The following is a 17,583-nucleotide window of genomic DNA, read 5'->3' as shown; positions in this document are numbered from 1 at the left end:
GACCAGGGAGAGTGTGCGATGACGGCGATCAGCCGGGTGATCGGGCGGCAGATCCTCGACAGCCGGGGCAACCCGAGCGTCGAGGTCGACGTGGTGCTGACGGACGGCTCGTCCGGGCGGGCGGCGGTGCCGTCCGGGGCGTCGACAGGCGCCGGCGAGGCGGTCGAGTTACGCGACGGCGACCCGCAGCGGTTCCACGGCCGGGGAGTCAGCCTCGCCGTCGCCGCCGTCAACGGGGAGATCGCCGGAGCCGTCCTCGGGCTGCACGCCGAAGAACAGGCGCTCGTCGACACCACCATGATCGAACTCGACGGCACCAAGGACAAGGGCCGGCTCGGCGCCAACGCGATCCTCGGGGTGTCCCTGGCCGCCGCCAAAGCCGCAGCTCAGGCGCACCGTCAGCCGCTCTACCGGTACCTCGGCGGGGCCGGGGCGCGGCTGCTTCCGGTGCCGATGATGAACATCGTCAACGGCGGCGCGCACGCCGACAACCCCCTCGACTTCCAGGAGTTCATGATCGCCCCGGTCGGCGCGCCGACCCTCTTCGAGGCGGTACGGATGGGGTCCGAGGTGTTCCACACGCTCCGGCGGGCGCTGGCCGCCGCCGGGCACAGCACCAACGTCGGGGACGAGGGCGGGTTCGCGCCGGACTTCACCGACGCCGACGAGGCGCTGCGGTTCGTGGTGCGGGCGATCGAGGACACCGGATACCGGCCCGGAACCGACATCACCGTCTGCCTCGACCCGGCCAGCTCCGAGTTCTTCCACGACGGCGCGTACGTCTACCGTGGCGAGAAACTCACCCGCACCGTCGACGAGCACATCGCCTACCTGCTGGAACTCGCCGGGCGCTACCCGATCTCGTCGATCGAGGACCCGATGGCGGAGGACGACTTCGCCGGGTGGAAGAAGCTCACCGACCAGGCCGGTGACCGTCTACAGCTCGTCGGGGACGACGTGTTCTGCACCGACGCCGACCGCCTGGCGAGCGGGATCGCCGGTGGTTACGCCAACGCGATCCTCGTCAAGGTCAACCAGATCGGGACGCTCACCGAAACCCTGCGTACGGTCGACACCGCCCACCGCGCCGGGTACCGGGTGGTGATGTCGCACCGGTCCGGGGAGACCGAGGACACCACGATCGCCGACCTGGCCGTCGCCACCGGATGCGGGCAGATCAAGACGGGTTCACTGTCCCGCAGCGACCGGACCGCCAAGTACAACCAGCTGATCCGCATCGAGGAGGAGCTGGGGCGGTCCGCCCGCTACGCCGGCGCCGACCTGGCCTTCGCTCGCTGAGCCCGGCGTGCCGGCCGCGGCCCGTGCGGAGCCGGTGATCATGCACTCGAGAGCTTGCGGTCTCTGTCCATCGGCGCGGTCACGGCCAGGACCGTGAGCCGTCGCTGAGCGCTGGAATGCGGGCGGTTTTACCGTGCTGGGCGACGGCTGGGGCTGCGAGCCGTCGTTCAGCGCTGGAATGGGGGCGGTTTTACCGTGCTGGGCGACGGCTGGGGCTGCGAGCCGTCGCTGAGCGCTGGAATGGGGGCGGTTTTACCGTGCTGGGCGACGGCTGGGGCTGCGAGCCGTCGTTCAGCGCTGGAATGGGGGCGGTTTTACCGTGTTGGGCGACGGCCGGTGGGGTCTGCGGCGCGTTCTGCGGGGTCGCCTGGTGCGGGTGGCGCGGATCGGCAACGTTGACCAGCGCACACAATGGCCTTGCGTGTGCGCTGGTTGTCGCCCGAGCGGAGACAGGCGCGCACGCACGGCCGATCGTGAGCGTTCAGCCATGCCTGGACGACGACACGGTCACACGCAACGTCAACGCGTGCGCTCGTCACCGTTACGGCGAATGCGTACCGGTGGCGCTCCACGTGCAGGGTCGAGGGTGGTACTGCTGTTACCTGCCTCAGCAGGGCCTCCCTGCCGCGCCGGTGGGGGAGTTTCATGGAGAAGCCACCAACTTCGAGGAGCGCATTCTCATGGAGCTTCTGCCCGTTCGCCCCACGGTGAAGACCCCGGCAACGGCGTTCACCGGCGACGTCTACATGACGCCGATCCACACCGGGACCGGTCCGTCGCGGATGATCGTGGCGCTCGTCCGGTTCACGCCAGGGGCTCACACCAACTGGCATTCACACGCCGTGGGCCAGACCCTGCACGTCACCGAGGGCGTCGGCCTGGTCGGCACCCGCGACGGCACGGTCCTGCGCATTCACGCCGGCGAGACGGTCGTCTGCCCGCCGGGCGAGGAACACTGGCACGGCGCCGCCGCCGGCACATTCATGAGTCACCTGGCCATGCTCGAGTCTCACCCCGACGGCGCCGACCCCACCACCTGGCTCGAGCCGGTCGGCGAGGAGGCTTACCAGAAGGCCAGCCACTAGCGGCGTCGTCAGGTCACCGACGATGCGGGGTGATCCTGGACCCGGCCATTGACCCGGCAGTCGAGGATCCGGCCGTCGCTGGTGCCGACCAGCAGGCGACCGGGCTCGGGGACGGTCACTGCCGTCGGATACATGCGGGGGATCTGGCAGCGCCAACGCACTGAACCGTCGGTGAGGTCGAGAGCCACGATCTCACCGTCTCGGAAAGCTACGAACACGGTGTCGGCGTCAGCGTCGAGATCGGTGGCGGCGTGATCGGTGCGGAACTGCCAGCGTGGGGCTCCGGTGATCATGTCGCGGCGGACCACGAACGCGCCGCCCGGCTGCAATCCGCGGCCGTTGTGCACGGTCCCCGCATGGACCAGTTCCCCGTTCGCAACCTCGACTCCCGGTCCGGTCTGGTGCCATTCGTCAGGCACCCACGAGTGGGGAAAGAGGCGGCGGGCCTTGCGGTGTTCTCGCGGGCGGCCGTTCGCCCGCAGCGCCACCGGCTCCGTCGCTGCCAGCCACCGCTTGCCGGGAGCGATCACCGTCTCCGACTTGCGGTCGATATCCAGCATGTAGATCCGTCGGCCGCGCCGGATCCGCAGGCGGGCGGCACGGCGCCCAGCGCCGGCGGACGCGATGACCGGCTGCCCGTCGAACGACCGGACGAGAGCATAGGGGCGTCGCGGTGCGAACTCGTCGAGGCGGCTTCCGTCATGCACTGAGTACCTGACCAGCGACTGTGGCACATCATCCCAGATGGGTCGCATCATGCCGGACCAGACCGACCGCTCGTCCGGCGTGACCACGAGGTCCATGCCTCCACTGTCGTCGGCGGCACACCACAGTTCCTCGCCGGACGGCAGCCAGCATGCGGCCGCGACACCGGACATCGCGGCGAGCACCCGTCCGTCGGACAGTTGCTCGACGGCGCGTACGTTGCGCCGGGGCCCCCCGAGTGCCCGAAGTTCCTTGCGTGGTGCCGGCCCCCGTGGTCCGGCGAGTTCCTTCGGCGGAATCGAATCGGGCCCGACCGTCCGCCAGTCGTCGCGGTACACCACCGCGACGTGGCCCTCCTCCCATGCAGCCCGGTCCTCCGCATCGTCGGGCGGTGCCATGAGCAGGCGTAGTTCGTGGTCGTTGAGCCATTCCAGACCGATCACCAGACGGCCTGCCCAGTCCTCGAACGGCGCAACGACCCTGCCCGTCTGGAGGTCGAGCAGCAGCAGCTCACCTTCGAAGAAGTAACCGCCGTCATACCGGCCCGTCCCGACGGCCAGCAGCGGAGCCGTCGGATGGAAGGCCAAGGCGTGCACCGGGAACCGGGACCGGAGCACAGCGAGGCAACGCTGGTCGCTGTCATAGACGGCCACCGGCGCCCGGTTCGACTCCTGGTCGAACTCGCCACACATAGCGACCAGCCCACCCGGTCCGGCGGCGCCGGCCGTCGCGCCCGACGTGTCCACGGACTTGCCGCCAGCGACGGTGATGACCGCCTCGCTGGACGTCTCCGCGGGCTCGTCTGCCGCGACGGCAATGGGTGGCTCACTGGAGGTCCTCACCGGCCCGCCTGTCGTAACCGTGAGGATCGGCTCGCCGACCTCGGCGAACGGACGATCTCCGAGGATTCGCTCGACGTGCAGTGGCTGAATCACGTTCATGATCATCGCAGGCCCGGTCGGTGCGGGTGGGGCCTAGCATCGGTGGCAGGGAGGCCATGGTGGAGGCATCGGAAGGGGCCGTGAAGGCGCGTCGGGTCTGGGACAAGGCGGCTTCGAGCTACGACAGGCAGATCGCGTTGCCGGAGCGGTTCTGGTTCGGCGGTGGGCGGGAGTGGCTTGGCGCCCGGGTCGAGGGCCGGGTGCTCGACGTCGGTGTCGGCACCGGGCGGAACCTGCCACACTTCCCGGCGTCGGTGACGGTCACCGGGGTCGACGTCAGCCCGGGCATGCTGGCCGTCGCCCGCCAGCGGGCCACCGACCTGGGCCGTTCCGTGGACCTTCAGGTGGCCGACGCGGCTCGGCTGCCGTTTGCCGACGGATCGTTCGACACCGTCGTGTGTGCGCTGTCGCTGTGCGCCATCGCCGACCCGCAGACCACGGTCAGCGAGATGTGGCGGGTCCTGACTTCGGACGGCCGCCTGCTGTTGTTCGACCACGTGGCCAGCACATGGCCCCCGATCTACGCCCTGCAGTGGCTGGTGGAGCGCTTGTCGATCCCGTCCGCCGGTGAACACTTCACCCGCCGCCAGCTCCCGCTGGTCCGCGCCGCCGGGTTCACGGTCACCGAGACTGTTCGCCGCAAGGCAGGCACCATCGAGCTGGTCGACGCCCGGAAACCACGGTTCGTGATGGTCCGAGGTTGCGTATGACGTCCGCCCCGTTGCTCGCCCGCGTCCTTGACCTCCGCGTTCGAGGTTGCGTATGACGTCCGCCCCGTTGCTCACCCGCGTCCTTGACGTCCGCGTTCGAGGTTGCGCATGACGTCCACCCTGTTGCTCATCCGCGTCCTTGACGTCCGTCCCGTGCGGCGCGGCTGCTCACCTGCCTTGACCGTGAGCGCCCGGGATGTCGGCCAGCTTTCTGGTCCCATGCCGCCGCACCGGACTAGGTCGGTCTTCCGGGCGTGTCCCGGCGACGGCTTGTCGATCTGGCCGGTGGTCGGCCCGCAACCGCCGACCACCGGGTCCGTGACTCGTTCGCGGGCGGGCCGGGGACCCCTACCGGCCTGAGTAGCCGTTCGTGGCCAGGTTGTGGGCGTGCCGCTCGTACATGGCCGGGTCGGTGGGAGTGAGCGTGCCCAGGCCGTCGACGTATCTGTTGAACATGCTGAACGCCGCCGCTATCAGGACCGTGTCGTGGATGGTCCGGTCGTCGGCGCCGGCCGCCCGTGCCCGGGTGATGTCGTCGGGGGTCACCGAGCGGCCGTCGACGCGGACCCGGTCGGCGATGGCCAGCAGTGCGACGATCAGCGGATCCGACTCGTCCGCGCCCAGCTGCCGGGCCACCGCGCCGTGGGTCTCGGCGCAGAATGTGCATTCGTTGCGGCGGGACACGTACGCCGCAATGGTCTCGCGTTGAGCGGGGGACAACGGTGACGGGCCCCGCAGCAGGGTCTCGGCGAGGTTGTTGAGGGGTTCGGCGGTCTGCGGGTAGCCGGCCAGCAGGCCGGCGATTCCGGGCAGCGGTGGAAGATCGATGTGCGGCACGCCTCACGTCATCATGCGCCGGGGCCCGGCGTCGACATCCGAACGGGTCGATACAATCGGCGGCCTCGTGTCACGGACTTCTGGGAGATCCTGGTGAGCACCGACAGATCGGACCTCGCGGCCCGCATCGACATGACGAAGCCGCATCCCGCGCGCCGCTACGACTACTGGCTCGGTGGCAAGGACAACTTCCAGGCCGACCGGGACGCCGCCGAGGCGATCGCCGCGGTGTTCCCGCACATTCGCACGGCGGCCCGGGAGAACCGGGCGTTCATGCAGCGTGCGGTGCGGTTCCTGGCGGCCGAGGCGGGGGTGCGGCAGTTCCTGGACATCGGCACCGGCCTGCCGACCGCTGACAACGTGCACGAGGTGGCGCAGCGGATCGCCCCCGAGTCGAGGATCGTCTACGTCGACAACGACCCGCTGGTGCTGGTGCATGCCCGCGCTCTGCTTGCGAGTTCGCCGCAGGGCGCCACCGCCTACATCGACGCTGACGCGCGTGATCCGGAGCAGATTCTGGCCGACCCGGCCCTGCGTGACACCCTCGACCTCACTCAGCCGGTCGCGTTGCTGCTGGTGGCGCTGCTGCATTTCATCGAGGACCACGAGGATCCGTACGCGGTGGTCCAGCGTCTGGTCGCCAGCCTGCCGGCGGGCAGTTTCCTGGTGCTGTCGCATGCGACGTTCGATCCGCTCGACGCCGAGACGATCGCCGCGATGGACGCGGTGAACAAGAACATCAAACCGGTGTTCTCGCCGCGCCCGCTGGCCGCGGTGTCCCGTTTCTTCGACGGCCTCGACCTGCTGGAGCCGGGGATCGTCTCGGTGTCCGACTGGCGGCCGCAGCCTGGTCCGCGGCCCACCCCGGCCGAGGCCACCGGTTACGGGGCGGTCGCCCGCGTCGGCTGACGGTGATGTGTGGCGGGGTGCGGACCGCCGCGGGCCACGCTGGTGGCGGGTCGGCGTCGCGTGGTGATGTACGGCGTGAATCGGACCGCTGCGGGCCACGCTGGTGGCAGGTCCGCGTCGTGTGGTGACGTGCGGTCCGGATCGGACCGTAGGTCGGCACGCGGCCGGGGCGTGAGGGCGGAAAGTGTGCCACCTCCATAGACATCGGTTGATATTTCGGAAACATGGATGTAATGCTGTCGGGAGCGCTCCCAGATCCCCATCCATATCCCCGGAATACCGAAGAATGGAGGACGAACCGTGCCCCCACACGTGGCCCACAGATCCCGCCGGCCCGTCCAGGCAGCGCTCGTCGTGCTCACCCTGCTGCTCAGCGTCCTGCCCTGGACCGGAACGGCCCAGGCGCACGGCACGATCATCAACCCCCAGTCCCGCGCCTACCAGTGCTGGAAGACCTGGGGCAGTCAGCACACCAACCCGGCCATGCAGACCCAGGACCCGATGTGCTGGCAGGCGTTCCAGGCCAACCCCGACACCATGTGGAACTGGATGAGCGCCCTGCGCGACGGGCTCGGCGGTCAGTTCCAGGCACGCACCCCCGACGGTCAGCTGTGCAGCAACGGGCTCACCCGTAACGACAGCCTGAACAAGGTCGGCGCCTGGAAGACCACCGGCAACCTGACCCGCACCTTCACCGTCCAGCTGTACGACCAGGCCAGCCACGGCGCTGACTACTTCCGTGTCTACGTCAGCAAGCAGGGGTTCAACCCGGCCACCCAGAGCCTCGGCTGGGGCAACCTCGACTTCATCACGCAGACCGGGAAGTACGCGCCGGCGCAGAACATCTCGTTCACCGTGAACACGTCCGGCTACACCGGGCAGCACATCCTGTTCGTCATCTGGCAGGCCTCGCACCAGGACCAGGCCTACATGTGGTGCAGCGACGTCAACTTCGTCTGATCCCCGTACCTCCGGCTCGGGTTTGATCGCCCGGGCCGGAGGCCCACCATGCCTTCGAAGTGAGGACGAACGATGCACCGCTATGTGTGGGCCGCCGCGGCCCTGATCGCGGTGTCGGCCGGCGCGGTCGCCCTGAACGTCACCGAGGAGCAGCCCGACCTGCGGGAACAGCTGACGTCCCGGATGCGCACGACGCTCGAGCAGGCCGACCCGGCCACCCATCAGCACGCCGGGCACAACCCGCAGCAGACGAAAGCGGAGATGATCTGCGGCGTCCACGTCTACGGCTTCGAGCCGGCCGACGTCACCGCGATCGCCGACGTGCGCACCGTCTACGGATTCCACATGTGCGGGGTCGCCGAGCAGCTGATGCCGTGGGACGTGGCGGTGAAGCTGGCCGGCCCGGTGATCATCGACATGACCGCCGACCCGCCCGCGATCCAGGTCGTCGAGGCCACCGAGAACGTCCGGTTCGTCGACCGGCTGCACCAGATGTTCCCGGCGAAATACGCCCAGCTCGCCGTCACCGAGGCACTGACCGAGCCGGAGATGACCGACCTGCGCGGCCGCTACGACAGCGCGGCCGGGCTCTGAACCGTCCACCAGCGGCGGGACGCCAGCGCGGCCAGTCCCGCCCCGGCGGTGTTCAGCAGTACGTCGTCCACCGACGTCACCCGGTCCAGCTGCAACACGTACTGCGCGGCCTCGACCAGCGCCGATCCGGCCGCCGCGACGGCCAGCACCCGCGGCAGCGACGCCAGCGCCGCGAACCGGATCGGCCCGAAGAACCCGAGAGCCGCGAAGACCAGCAGGTTCCCGACGATCTGCACGGTGATCGTCAGCGGCCCGGCCGCCAGCACCGTGAACAGGTCACGCAGCGGCACCAGGCTCACCCGGGCCTCGTCGCCGGGCAGCAGGATCATCCAGAGCCACGGCACCGTCCCGTAGACGATCCCGACCTCGGCCAGCGACCGCCGCCACGAACCCCGGCGCCGCGCCAGCGCCCAGACGGCCAGTCCCGCCAGTGGAAGCGACAACACCGTGATGACCACGACACCGGTGATCGTCCCGAACCAGTCGTGCCAGCCCCCGAGCATCAGCGCACTCTACCGGCCTCCGTACCCTGGGCGCATGCGTCAGGTTCTTCGCCTTCTCGGGCTGCGGCTCCTCTACTTCATGCTGGTCCTCGGGGTGCTCACGGTCGCGCCGTTCGGCCTCGACCTGGTGGTCCGGGTCGCCATCGCGTTCGTGGTCAGCATGGTGCTGTCGTTCTTCCTGCTGCGCCGCGAGCGCCTCGAAGTCACCGAGAAGGTGGTCGACTCGGTGGACGCCCGCCGGGAGCGCCGCCGTCAGGCCGGCAAGGGATAGTTCCCGGAGACCACGATCATCACCTGCAACTGCAGGGTGTCGCCGAAGTAGTTGCCCGGGTCGACTCTCGTGCCGGCCAGCCGCTGCCACAGGGCGTCCAGCCAGCGCTGGGCGTCCGGGTCGGCCATCGCGGCGACGGCCAGCGGCGCCCAGAACGCGTTGTCGCCGACCGCGCGGTACCCGGTCCCGGCCAGCGTGTATCCGGACCCCACCCGGGCCGGATCGCCGCCGGTCACCGACCGGAACCACGCCGTCATCCGGCGGGCGGCGGCCGTCGACACGGCATCACCGGACAGCAGCGCGTCGAGGCCGAGCCGCCACGGCGTACGGCAGGCGTTGAACCCGAAGTCACCGTCGTGCGACGTCTCCAGGACCCGGCCGGTGACCGGTGCCAGATCGGCGGCCGTGCCGCGTACGAAATCAGGCATCAGCCCGGTCCGTGGGCTGAACGTCCGCTGCAACCGGTCGGCCGCCGCCCGGTGTGCCGCCCCGATCCGCGCCCAAGCCGGGTCACCGGTGGCGGCCTGGAAGGCGCGGAAGTACACCGGATTCCAGTCCGAGGTCCGTGACGTGCCGTAGAGCGGCGAACCCGGAGTGCTCCAGTCACCGAGCAGCAGCAGCGAACTGTCCCGGTTCACGGTGCTGCGCTTGATCGCCGCGATCCGCCGCAGCGCCAGAGCCCGGTAGTCGTAGCTCCCGGCGCTGCCCCACGTGCGGTCGGCGAGCAGTAGCGCGTACGCGATGTCCAGGTCTCCGTCGGTGGCCGAATCGCCGCCGTCACGTTCCACGCAGCCGGTGTCGAGTTCGGCCGCCATCAGGTCGGCGTCGTTGCTCGACGGGTGCGCCAGCACGAACCCCAGGATTCCGTCGAACAACCGCCGGGCGCCCGCGTCCAGCGCCGCCATCGACGCGGCGATCACCAGGCCGTACCCCTGGGCCTCGGCGATCGCCGGATAGGCGGCGTCGGGGGAGTGGATCCGCAGCGTGCCGTCACCGCACCCGGGCCGCACGAACGCCGCCTGCCAGTCCCGGTAGTAGGCGGCCAGCCGGTCGCGCATCTCCGCCCGCCCCGCCGACGGCCGGATCGCCTCGTGCGGATAGAAGCCCGGCGAGACCGGCGCCCGCAGGACGGTCACCGCGTCACATCCGGCAAGAGCCAGGATCAAAAGAGCGGCCACGGTACGGGCGAACGGCCACCTGATCACGGCGGAAACCCTACGTGAGCTTCCGCCCGATATGGACGATCACCGACGGACCGGCAGTGCGTCGCCCAGACGGAACGACCTCGTCGATCGGCTGATGTGGACGATCTCCGCCCGCCGATAATCTGGGCCCGCACGCCACCCCGCCGCTCCGACCGCAGGAGGCGTCCATGTCCGCTCGGCCCTGGTGGGCAGTCGCAGCCGTCCTCGGTGTCACCGGCTGCACGAGCCTCCCGGCACCACCCGAACCCGCCCCGGTCAACTCTCCGGCGCCGGTCACGCCCGGTCCGGCGGCCTCCCTGCCCACTCAGGACGACCTGCGCAGACTGCTGCTGACCGCGGACGACCTGCCCGGCTACACACTTCAGCCGGAGCCGCCGGGTGCATCACCCGGCTCGGCGTCGAGCGAGTTCACCGGCTGCCCGGCGCTGACCCCGTCCAGTGAGGGCCCGTCGGTCACCGTGGCGGTGAACTTCTCGGGCGGGCTGATCGGCCCGAAGATCGGCGAGACGATCACCGCGTCCAGCGGCGAGCAGGCACAGCGCACCGTCGACGGTATCGCCGCCCTGGCCCGGCAGTGCCCGGCCTACACCGCGGTCACCGGCGGGCAGACCATGACGATGACCGTCGTGGCGATGGAACTGGCGCCGATGGGGGACGCCTCGGCGGGCCTCCAGATGACCGGCACGGTGCCGAACCTGCCGCCGGTCCGGGCCGAGGCGATCGTCATCCGCAGCGGCAACCTCGTCATCCAGGTCTCGCAGGCCACCGCCTTCCCACCGGACCGGGAGCTCACCCTGTCGACCGCCCGCCGGGCGCTGGAGAAAGCCGAACAGGGCCGCTGATCGTCAGTCCGGCGCCGACACGCAGTACATGCCCATCAGCCAGAGGCCACGGTTCGCCCGCGTGGTATGGCTCAGCAGCAGCGCCGCGGCCGTGCTGTCGGCGAGCTTGCGCAGCGACGGATCGGTCGACGACTGGGCCACCGCGACCGCCTTGGCCTGGGCGAACAGGAAATCCTCGTTGACCGCCGAGTTCACCGACACCGCGCTGTCCACCTCGCCCAGAGCCGCACAGGCCCGCTCCCGGGGAACCGTGCCGGGCGCGACGGCGGCCAGATGGGTGGCCAGCAGGTCCGGCCGCTGCACCGGATTGGACAGCCCCAGCGCCGCGAGCACCCACGACTGGAACCCGAACCCGGCCAGCAGGGCCGCCGCCAGCACGAACGGCGCCAGCCGCCACACCACCCGCCGGCGCCGCCGGACCGGGGCCGGGCGGGGCGCCGGCGGCGGGAAGGCGGCCCGCACCAGGCTGCCGAGCAACGCCGCCGGCAGGCCGACCAGCAGGCTGCCGCCGCACAGCAGCAGCCACGTGCCGCCGGCGCCGTCCGCGCTGAACGCGCCGGTCGCCGTGGTCACCAGCCGGAGGTCGCCGACGGCCTGCGACAGGTGCGCCGCCATCAGCGGGAACAGGCCGATCCCGACGATCACCTGCATGACGCCGCCGACCGCCACCGCATGTGCGCCCCGGCCCCGGCCGCCCTCGACCACACCGGCCACGAACGCCCCGGCCGCGGCGAGCCCGGCCGCCGGCGCCACCAGCAGGAACACGAGCGGGGCCAGCGCGGTCGCCGGTTCCGCCCAGTGGGCGTCGGCGAACCACATCGCGTCCAGCAGATCGCCGTGCAGCGGGATCGGGACCACGGCGTACGCCAGCAGGACCGCGACCGCCGCGAGACCCGCCGCGCGCAGCCCCCGGGCGCCGTCCGCGACCAGCGGATAGGCGCAGGCCCACAGCACCGACAGCAGCAGCACGGGATTCAGCAGGATGGCGAACAACGGCACGGCGAGACCGTCGATCGTGGGCACATCGGCGGCCAGTTCGAGAATCGCGTACCAGTAGCCCAGCCACAGGCCGACGATCAGGCCGGACTGCGCCACCCCGATCCGGTAGGCGAGCCGCGGGCGCTCGGCCACATTCAGCCAGGCCGTCGCACACAGCGAGGTCCATTTGACGTACACGTGGCAGGCCAGCAGAAGAAGCACGCTCGCACCCGCCGCGACGACCGGATCGGCGGCGAACACGGTCGGCCACGCCCCGACGGTCGGCACCTGCGGAGTGACGATCTGGCCCACGACGACCCCACCGGCCAGCGCGAGCACCGTCGGCCACTGCCGGACCCGCGGGCCACCGGCCAGCCGGTACAGGGTGGACCGCCAGATCACGCCGCTGAGCACACTCGCCGCGATCCCGCCGAAGAGCAGGCCGACCAGCCAGACGCTGGGCTGGAACAGATCCGGGACGAACAGCCGCAGCAGATAGATCGCCGGGGTGAACCCGAACCCGATCATCAGGCCGATCGCCCCGGCCACCGCCGGTTCCAGCCGGAACAGCCGCGGCCCGCCGTCGACGGCCTCGTACCGTTCCTTCTCGGACGGATGGTTACGGTAGGTCCACCAGCGGCGCACCGGCGTGTGGGCGGCCGCGCCGGCCCGCTTCCCGAGCGCCGCCTTCAACTCCTCCGCGCTGATCAGCGTCCGGGTGGCGCGGACGTCGGCGTACAACTCGCGGCTGCGCAGCACCGACGATCGGATCAGCCAGAGCAGGACCAGCAGCACGGCGATGCGCCAGGCGAATCCCTTCAGGTCTCCGGGGGCCCGGATCGCGACGAGCGTCAGCGGTACGGCCGCCGCCCCCAGAAACGCCCACCACACCGCGATGGCCAGGTAGGTCATGTCGACGTCCCGGTTACGGATGTGCGCGAGTTCGTGGGCCAGGGCCGCGTCCGCCCCGCCGGTCAGGAACTCGCCCGCGCCGATCGCCACCCGGTGCCGCCCGAACCGCCCGAACGCCCGGCCCCCGCTGACCCCGCCGTCGGTGGCCACGAACAGCTCCACCGGGCCGAACCGTGCAGCCGTCGCGATCAGCCGCTCGGCTGTCTCCCGGGTGCCGGCGTACCTGGTCGCCTCGGCCATCGGGCGCAACGATTTCGCGATCACCGCCGGGACCGCGAGGTACAGCACCACGGTGAGGGCGGCCAGGACACCCAGCATCGCGGCGACGACCAGGCCGAGCCGGATGTCGGCCTGGCGCAGGCAGTCGTCGTACCAGTCGGTCAGCCGGCTCGCCGGAACCGCGGCGGCCTGCTGCTGGACGATCCCGGTGCAGGTGGCCGGGTCGGCGCTGACCACATCGATGTGGTCGGCCAGCCAGGCGTAGATGTAGGCGGCGCTCGCCAGCGTCGACGTGATCAGCAGCACGAACCGGCCGCTCGTCGCCGGGGGCAGCCGGAACGGGTCGGGCGCCGGCGCGGTCATTCCGGGGGCAGCGGCTCGGTCAGCGCGGCCACGACCAGGTTGGCCAGGCGGTTGGCGACCTCGGGGGTCAGCCCCGCCCGTACCGCAACCCATCGGACCAGGTCGCCGACCTCGCGGATGTGGGTCGCGGACAGCTTGGGCAGCGGGGTGTCCGGCCCGTTCGGCGTCTGCGCCGAACGGATCGCCCGTCTCAGCCGCCGCTGGCCCAGCCAGGTCCGGGCCCCGCGCAGATACCGGCCGAGCTGTTTGACGAACCGGTCGCTGACGATCGCGCCGAGGATCAGCAGCACCACCTGGGTGACCAGGGCGACGCTCTCCGGGTCGAGGCCGGCGGGCCGTCCCGGGCGCGGGCCGCGCAACAGGTTGGCGGCGGTCGAGCCTCGCACCTCGGGCCGGGTGTAGAAGGTGTCGCTGATCAGCTCGAAGGTGGGCAGTTCCTCCGGCGCGACCTCACTGACCAGGCGTTCAGCGAGTCGGCCGACGGTGGGCGTGGCCACGATGTCTCCTTCGGACGGTCGTGGGTGACGGCTGGCAATGAAGCTAACCCGCTGCCGTCGCGATGCGGCCCGGCGCTCACGTGTTCGGTCCGTTCGGCTGAACACGACGCACCGCGTGGCGTACCACTGCCGGACCGGCCAGACCTGCCGTTCCGGCTCCGGACGCCCGGATGGTCTACCGTGCCGCCATGGAACTCACCCTGCGCCCGCTCACGCTCGACGACACCGCCGCCGTCCACGAGTGGGCCAGGTTGCCCGAGGTGTCGCGCTATCAGGGCTGGGGACCCAACACCTTCGAGCAGACCGAGGAGTACGTGCGAAGCTCCGTCCCCGCACCTGACGGCCGGCAGGTCCTCGCGATCGTCGTCGACGGCCTGGTGGTGGGCAACGGCGAACTGCGGCTGCACGGCCCCAGTACCGGCGAGATCGGCTACGCCGTCCATCCCCGCCTGTGGGGCCGGGGCATCGCCACCACCGCGGCCCGCCGCCTGCTGGAACTGGGGTTCCGCGAGTACGGTCGGCACCGCATCTTCGGCACCTGCGACCCGCGCAACGAGGCGTCGGCCGCCGTGCTGCGCAAGATCGGCATGCGTTACGAGGGCCGGATGCGCGGCACCGCCCACATCCGGGACGGCTGGCGCGACTCCGACCTGTACGCGATCCTGGCGACCGACTGAGTCAGCGCCGGACAGCGGGCTTGCGGTTCGGCCGGGCGCCCGCCGGGCGGTCCACCGGCAGGCCCTCGACCGCGCCGGTGCGGCCTTTGCGGGACCGGGCCGCCCGTTCCAGCGCCGTCATCAGCCGCGCCTCCTCGCCGGCCCGGTCGCGGTACCAGGCCAGCGCCCACGCCCGGTGCAGGCGCCACCCGAGGTCGGCCAGCACCTGGTCGTTGAGCCGGTCCCGGTCGCGGGCGGCCGGGCAGTCCCGGTAGCCGGGCCCGTCGCAGCGGATGCCGAGCAGGTAGTCGCCCTCCGGGTCGTCCGGGTGCCGGACCGCGATGTCGACCCGCCCGCCCGCGGTGCCGAGGCCGGTGCGGGCCGGGTAGCCCCAGGAGCGGACCGTCTCCAGTACCGAGGTGACGAAACCGCCGGTCTCCTCGAGCGGTTCCGGGCCACCGGCGCCGGAGTCACGTTCCACATAGTCCAGGTAGGCGGCGAGCTGCCGGATGCCCTCGTTCTCCGATTCCGGCACGTCCCGGGAGAGGATCGACGTGACGATCTCCACCCGGTGCCGGGCGCGGGTGATCGCCACGTTCAGCCGCCGCCAGCCGTTGGGGCGGTTGAGTGCGCCGAAATTCGCGCTGATCCGGCCGTTCTCGTCGTAGCCGTACCCGATCGAGAAGATCATCACGTCGCGTTCGTCGCCCTGCACCGATTCCAGGCTCTTGATGAAGAAGCCGTGCAGCCGGTCGTCGGTGACCGCCCGTTCCAGCGCCGGATGCCCGGCCGCGATCCTGTCGAGGGCCCGTTCGATCGCCTCGGCCTGCGCCACCGAGAACGTGACGACGCCGAGGGTGTGCCGGGGCCGGGTGGTGAAGTGGTGCACGATCCGTTCGGCGACGCGTTCCGCCTCCACCGGGTTGTCGCGTCCGGTGGCCCGCCGGTAGACGCCGGCGACCGGGAACAGTTCGACGCCGGTGTCCGGCCCGCCGATCGCCGGAGCCGGGAAGGTGCTCAGCCGCCCCTGGTAGAACGCGTCGTTGGCGAACGCCACCAGCGCCTGGTGCCGGCTGCGGTAGTGCCAGGTCAGGCCCATGCCGGGGAACGCGCCGCAGGCTTTGGCCAGCTCCAGCACGGACTGGTAGTCGAGGACCTCGCTGTGCTGTTCGACGGCCGCGAAGGACCTGTCGAAGAACGACGTGGGCGGCAGCTGGCGGTCGTCGCCGGCGGTGATCAGTGATCGTCCGCGGTAGATGCAGTTGATCGCCTCGGCCGGGGTGACCTGCGAGGCCTCGTCGAAGATGACGGCGTCGAAGTCGATGTCCGGCGGCAGGGACTGGCTGACCGTCAGCGGCGACGCGAGCACACACGGCCGCAGCGCGAGCACGGCGTCGCGGGCGTGGGCGATCAGGTCGCGTACCGGAAGCTGCCGTTCGGCCTTCATCGCCTCGCGTCGCAGCAGGCCGGCGCCGGTGCTGTCGGCCGGGGGCCGCTGCGCCTCGACAGCGGCGGCGATCTCCCGGGCCGCGGCCAGGGCGAGTTTCTCGTCGGCCTGCCGGAACTCGGCGACCAGCCGGTCCCGGTCCTCGGCCCGCCACGGCCGAAGCCGGCTGTCGGCCCGGACCACCGCGTCGACCCAGCCGTGCAGCAGGGCACGTTCCAGGACCGCGGGCACCTGCGCGCTGTCCAGACCCTGGTCGGCGCAGAACTCGACGGCCGCGTCGAGGCCGTGGAAGGCGAGCACGTCCCGGGCGTCCAGGCAGGCGAACCACTCCTCCTGGCCGCTGCTGTCGTCGCGGATGTCGCGCAGCAGCGCCGCCGCCCGCCGGTAGTCGCCGAAGCATTCCCGCAGCTCGTCCTGCCGTCCCGGGCCGAACCCGGCGAGCACCAGCTGGCCGGCCCCGGCCCATTCCTGGGCGCGTTCGCTCAGCAGCGGCAGCGGTCGCAGGTCGCGCAGGGCGGCCACCTGGGCTTCGGTGAGCGGCCCACCGGCGAGATCCCTGGTGGTCGCGGCCCAGGCGATGGCCGCGGCGAGCGCGGCCGGATCGGTTTCCGGCATTTCGGCGGTACGCCCACCGGCCGCCGCCGCAGCCGATTCCGCCGCCGTGCGCAGTTCGGCCAGCCGTACCGTCTCGGCGTAGTCGAGGTTGCGCCCGGTCGCGGTGTCGTAGGCCCGGACCGTCGCGGCCGCCGCCCGCAGCGCCGTGCTGTGCTCGTGCAGCCAGGTGATCGCGTCGTCGATCGGCCCGGTCATCAGCTCCGGCCGGCCCGCCGGGTAGGGCGCCGGCCGCAGCGTCGCCTGCCAGCGCTGCAACGCGTCGCGGGCCTCGGTGACCACCTGCACCGGCACCGGATCGGGCGCGGGGGAACAGATGTAGGTGAGGACCGGTTCCAGAGCGGACGGCGGGGCCGCGGCCAGCGCCGAGGTGGCCACCGCGATGGCGTCGTCGAGCGCGGCGAAGTCGGTGCCCCGCCCCTGCCAGTAGCGTCCGAGCGCGGTCGAGTACGAGTGTTCGGCCGCCGCCAGGTCCTGGAGCGCCCGCTTCCACGCGACGGCCACCCCGATCCGGGCGATCGCGTCGCCGAGGTGCGCGGTCGGCAGCACGAACCCGGCCACCTGCCGCCGGTCGCGCCGGTACGCCCCGAGCATCTTGCGCCAGCCCCGGTGCACGTTGGCGAACCGGTCGGCCAGTTCCTCGACCGGCTGGGCCAGGATCGCCTCGGCGAAGTAGGGCCGGGCCTGGATCTCCGCCCCGACCAGCACCTCCAGCGCCCGGCGCAGCGTGCCCGCCCCGGTCTGCACCGCGGACAGCGCACCCGGCCCGAACCAGAACCGTTCCGGCTTGTGCGGCCGGGCGCCCAGCTCGACGACGGTGGCGACCCGGGCGATGTCGCGGCTGGAGGTCGCCGGCGGCAGGCCCAGCTTGGCGGTGACCCGGTCGACCGCCCGCCGGTGCTTCTCCAGCTGTTCGGCGGCCCGGGTGAAGGACAGCGCCAGCTCGTCGGCGTCGGACGCGGTCAGCGCGCCGAGGTCGACCGGCGCGGGCAGCGCCTCCAGCGACGGCACGTCGGGCAGGGCGGCGGGGGAGGGCAG

The 17,583-nt window shown here is 71.5% G+C and carries 16 protein-coding genes; 9 read left to right on the top strand and 7 right to left on the bottom strand.

Annotated elements, in window-relative coordinates; genetic code table 11:
- The first annotated feature begins 18 nt into the window (after positions 1 to 18).
- Positions 19 to 1,299, top strand: a complete 1,281-nt coding sequence (gene eno / locus AB0E94_RS48050; protein ID WP_360341918.1) for a phosphopyruvate hydratase — start codon at positions 19 to 21, stop codon at positions 1,297 to 1,299.
- Between the two features lie 680 nt (positions 1,300 to 1,979).
- Positions 1,980 to 2,384 (top strand): cupin domain-containing protein, encoded by a 405-nt coding sequence (locus tag AB0E94_RS48045; protein WP_360341915.1) that lies wholly within the window; start codon positions 1,980 to 1,982, stop codon positions 2,382 to 2,384.
- Positions 2,385 to 2,392: 8 nt separating this feature from the next.
- On the opposite strand, the gene AB0E94_RS48040 is transcribed toward AB0E94_RS48045, so the two are convergent.
- The gene (locus AB0E94_RS48040; protein WP_360341912.1) at positions 2,393 to 4,024 is read right to left on the bottom strand and encodes a PQQ-binding-like beta-propeller repeat protein; all 1,632 of its coding nucleotides are present in this window, start codon (positions 4,022 to 4,024) and stop codon (positions 2,393 to 2,395) included.
- Positions 4,025 to 4,110: 86 nt separating this feature from the next.
- On the opposite strand from AB0E94_RS48040, the gene AB0E94_RS48035 reads away from it, so the two are divergent.
- Positions 4,111 to 4,740, top strand: coding sequence for a methyltransferase domain-containing protein (locus AB0E94_RS48035; RefSeq protein WP_360341909.1), 630 nt, complete (start codon positions 4,111 to 4,113; stop codon positions 4,738 to 4,740).
- A 348-nt stretch (positions 4,741 to 5,088) separates the two neighbouring features.
- On the opposite strand, the gene AB0E94_RS48030 is transcribed toward AB0E94_RS48035, so the two are convergent.
- Positions 5,089 to 5,577, bottom strand: coding sequence for a carboxymuconolactone decarboxylase family protein (locus AB0E94_RS48030; protein ID WP_360341906.1), 489 nt, complete (start codon positions 5,575 to 5,577; stop codon positions 5,089 to 5,091).
- 93 nt (positions 5,578 to 5,670) lie between these two features.
- Between AB0E94_RS48030 and AB0E94_RS48025 the strand changes: the two genes are divergently transcribed.
- The 3 genes from AB0E94_RS48025 (at position 5,671) to AB0E94_RS48015 (ending at position 8,040) form a co-directional block, all read left to right on the top strand.
- Positions 5,671 to 6,486 (top strand): SAM-dependent methyltransferase, encoded by an 816-nt coding sequence (locus AB0E94_RS48025; protein WP_360341903.1) that lies wholly within the window; start codon positions 5,671 to 5,673, stop codon positions 6,484 to 6,486.
- Positions 6,487 to 6,786: 300 nt separating this feature from the next.
- The gene (locus AB0E94_RS48020) at positions 6,787 to 7,446 is read left to right on the top strand and encodes a lytic polysaccharide monooxygenase (RefSeq protein ID WP_360341900.1); all 660 of its coding nucleotides are present in this window, start codon (positions 6,787 to 6,789) and stop codon (positions 7,444 to 7,446) included.
- 72 nt (positions 7,447 to 7,518) lie between these two features.
- Complete coding sequence (locus AB0E94_RS48015; protein ID WP_360341897.1) at positions 7,519 to 8,040, top strand: hypothetical protein; 522 nt, start codon at positions 7,519 to 7,521, stop codon at positions 8,038 to 8,040.
- Here AB0E94_RS48015 and AB0E94_RS48010 read toward each other — a convergent pair.
- On the bottom strand, positions 8,016 to 8,543 hold the full coding sequence (locus AB0E94_RS48010) for a VanZ family protein (RefSeq protein ID WP_360341894.1): 528 nt from the start codon (positions 8,541 to 8,543) through the stop codon (positions 8,016 to 8,018). The genes AB0E94_RS48015 and AB0E94_RS48010 overlap by 25 nt on opposite strands.
- A 34-nt stretch (positions 8,544 to 8,577) precedes the next feature.
- On the opposite strand from AB0E94_RS48010, the gene AB0E94_RS48005 reads away from it, so the two are divergent.
- Positions 8,578 to 8,814, top strand: a complete 237-nt coding sequence (locus AB0E94_RS48005; RefSeq protein ID WP_360341891.1) for a DUF4229 domain-containing protein — start codon at positions 8,578 to 8,580, stop codon at positions 8,812 to 8,814.
- Here AB0E94_RS48005 and AB0E94_RS48000 read toward each other — a convergent pair.
- A complete protein-coding gene (locus tag AB0E94_RS48000; RefSeq protein WP_360341888.1) occupies positions 8,796 to 10,019 on the bottom strand; it encodes a glycosyl hydrolase family 8 in 1,224 nt (407 codons plus the stop codon). The two genes, AB0E94_RS48005 and AB0E94_RS48000, sit on opposite strands and share 19 nt — an antisense overlap.
- Positions 10,020 to 10,186: 167 nt before the next feature.
- Between AB0E94_RS48000 and AB0E94_RS47995 the strand changes: the two genes are divergently transcribed.
- Positions 10,187 to 10,861, top strand: a complete 675-nt coding sequence (locus tag AB0E94_RS47995) for a hypothetical protein (RefSeq protein WP_360341885.1) — start codon at positions 10,187 to 10,189, stop codon at positions 10,859 to 10,861.
- Positions 10,862 to 10,864: 3 nt separating this feature from the next.
- Here the strand turns inward: AB0E94_RS47995 and AB0E94_RS47990 are convergent, their stop codons facing one another.
- Both AB0E94_RS47990 and AB0E94_RS47985 read right to left on the bottom strand, forming a co-directional pair.
- Positions 10,865 to 13,333, bottom strand: coding sequence for a M48 family metalloprotease (locus AB0E94_RS47990; protein ID WP_360341882.1), 2,469 nt, complete (start codon positions 13,331 to 13,333; stop codon positions 10,865 to 10,867).
- Entirely contained in the window at positions 13,330 to 13,830 is a 501-nt protein-coding gene (locus tag AB0E94_RS47985) for a hypothetical protein (protein ID WP_360341879.1), read from the bottom strand. Before AB0E94_RS47985 ends, AB0E94_RS47990 begins: the two co-directional genes overlap by 4 nt.
- A 188-nt stretch (positions 13,831 to 14,018) precedes the next feature.
- Here AB0E94_RS47985 and AB0E94_RS47980 point away from each other — a divergent pair, with 188 nt between their 5' ends.
- Positions 14,019 to 14,507, top strand: a complete 489-nt coding sequence (locus tag AB0E94_RS47980; protein ID WP_360341876.1) for a GNAT family N-acetyltransferase — start codon at positions 14,019 to 14,021, stop codon at positions 14,505 to 14,507.
- A 1-nt stretch (position 14,508) separates the two neighbouring features.
- Here AB0E94_RS47980 and AB0E94_RS47975 read toward each other — a convergent pair.
- Positions 14,509 to 17,583, bottom strand: a 3,075-nt coding sequence (locus tag AB0E94_RS47975) for an AAA domain-containing protein (RefSeq protein ID WP_360341873.1), incomplete at its 5' end; no start/stop codon positions are given.

Origin of the sequence: Actinoplanes sp. NPDC026670 (assembly GCF_040638175.1) — a bacterium.
Taxonomy (GTDB): Bacteria; Actinomycetota; Actinomycetes; order Mycobacteriales; family Micromonosporaceae; genus Actinoplanes.
The sequence above is the reverse complement of the archived record's forward strand: the minus strand, read 5'-3'. Positions and strand labels throughout refer to the sequence as shown.

Bases quoted from the DNA above. Each gene is read 5' to 3' on its own strand.
- AB0E94_RS47980 (WP_360341876.1), top strand. From the start codon at position 14,019: ATGGAACTCACCCTGCGCCCGCTCACGCTCGACGACACCGCCGCCGTC.
- AB0E94_RS48010 (WP_360341894.1), bottom strand. From the start codon at position 8,543: ATGCTCGGGGGCTGGCACGACTGGTTCGGGACGATCACCGGTGTCGTG.
- AB0E94_RS47990 (WP_360341882.1), bottom strand. From the start codon at position 13,333: ATGACCGCGCCGGCGCCCGACCCGTTCCGGCTGCCCCCGGCGACGAGC.
- AB0E94_RS48015 (WP_360341897.1), top strand. From the start codon at position 7,519: ATGCACCGCTATGTGTGGGCCGCCGCGGCCCTGATCGCGGTGTCGGCC.
- AB0E94_RS47995 (WP_360341885.1), top strand. From the start codon at position 10,187: ATGTCCGCTCGGCCCTGGTGGGCAGTCGCAGCCGTCCTCGGTGTCACC.
- AB0E94_RS48005 (WP_360341891.1), top strand. From the start codon at position 8,578: ATGCGTCAGGTTCTTCGCCTTCTCGGGCTGCGGCTCCTCTACTTCATG.
- eno (WP_360341918.1), top strand. From the start codon at position 19: ATGACGGCGATCAGCCGGGTGATCGGGCGGCAGATCCTCGACAGCCGG.
- AB0E94_RS48045 (WP_360341915.1), top strand. From the start codon at position 1,980: ATGGAGCTTCTGCCCGTTCGCCCCACGGTGAAGACCCCGGCAACGGCG.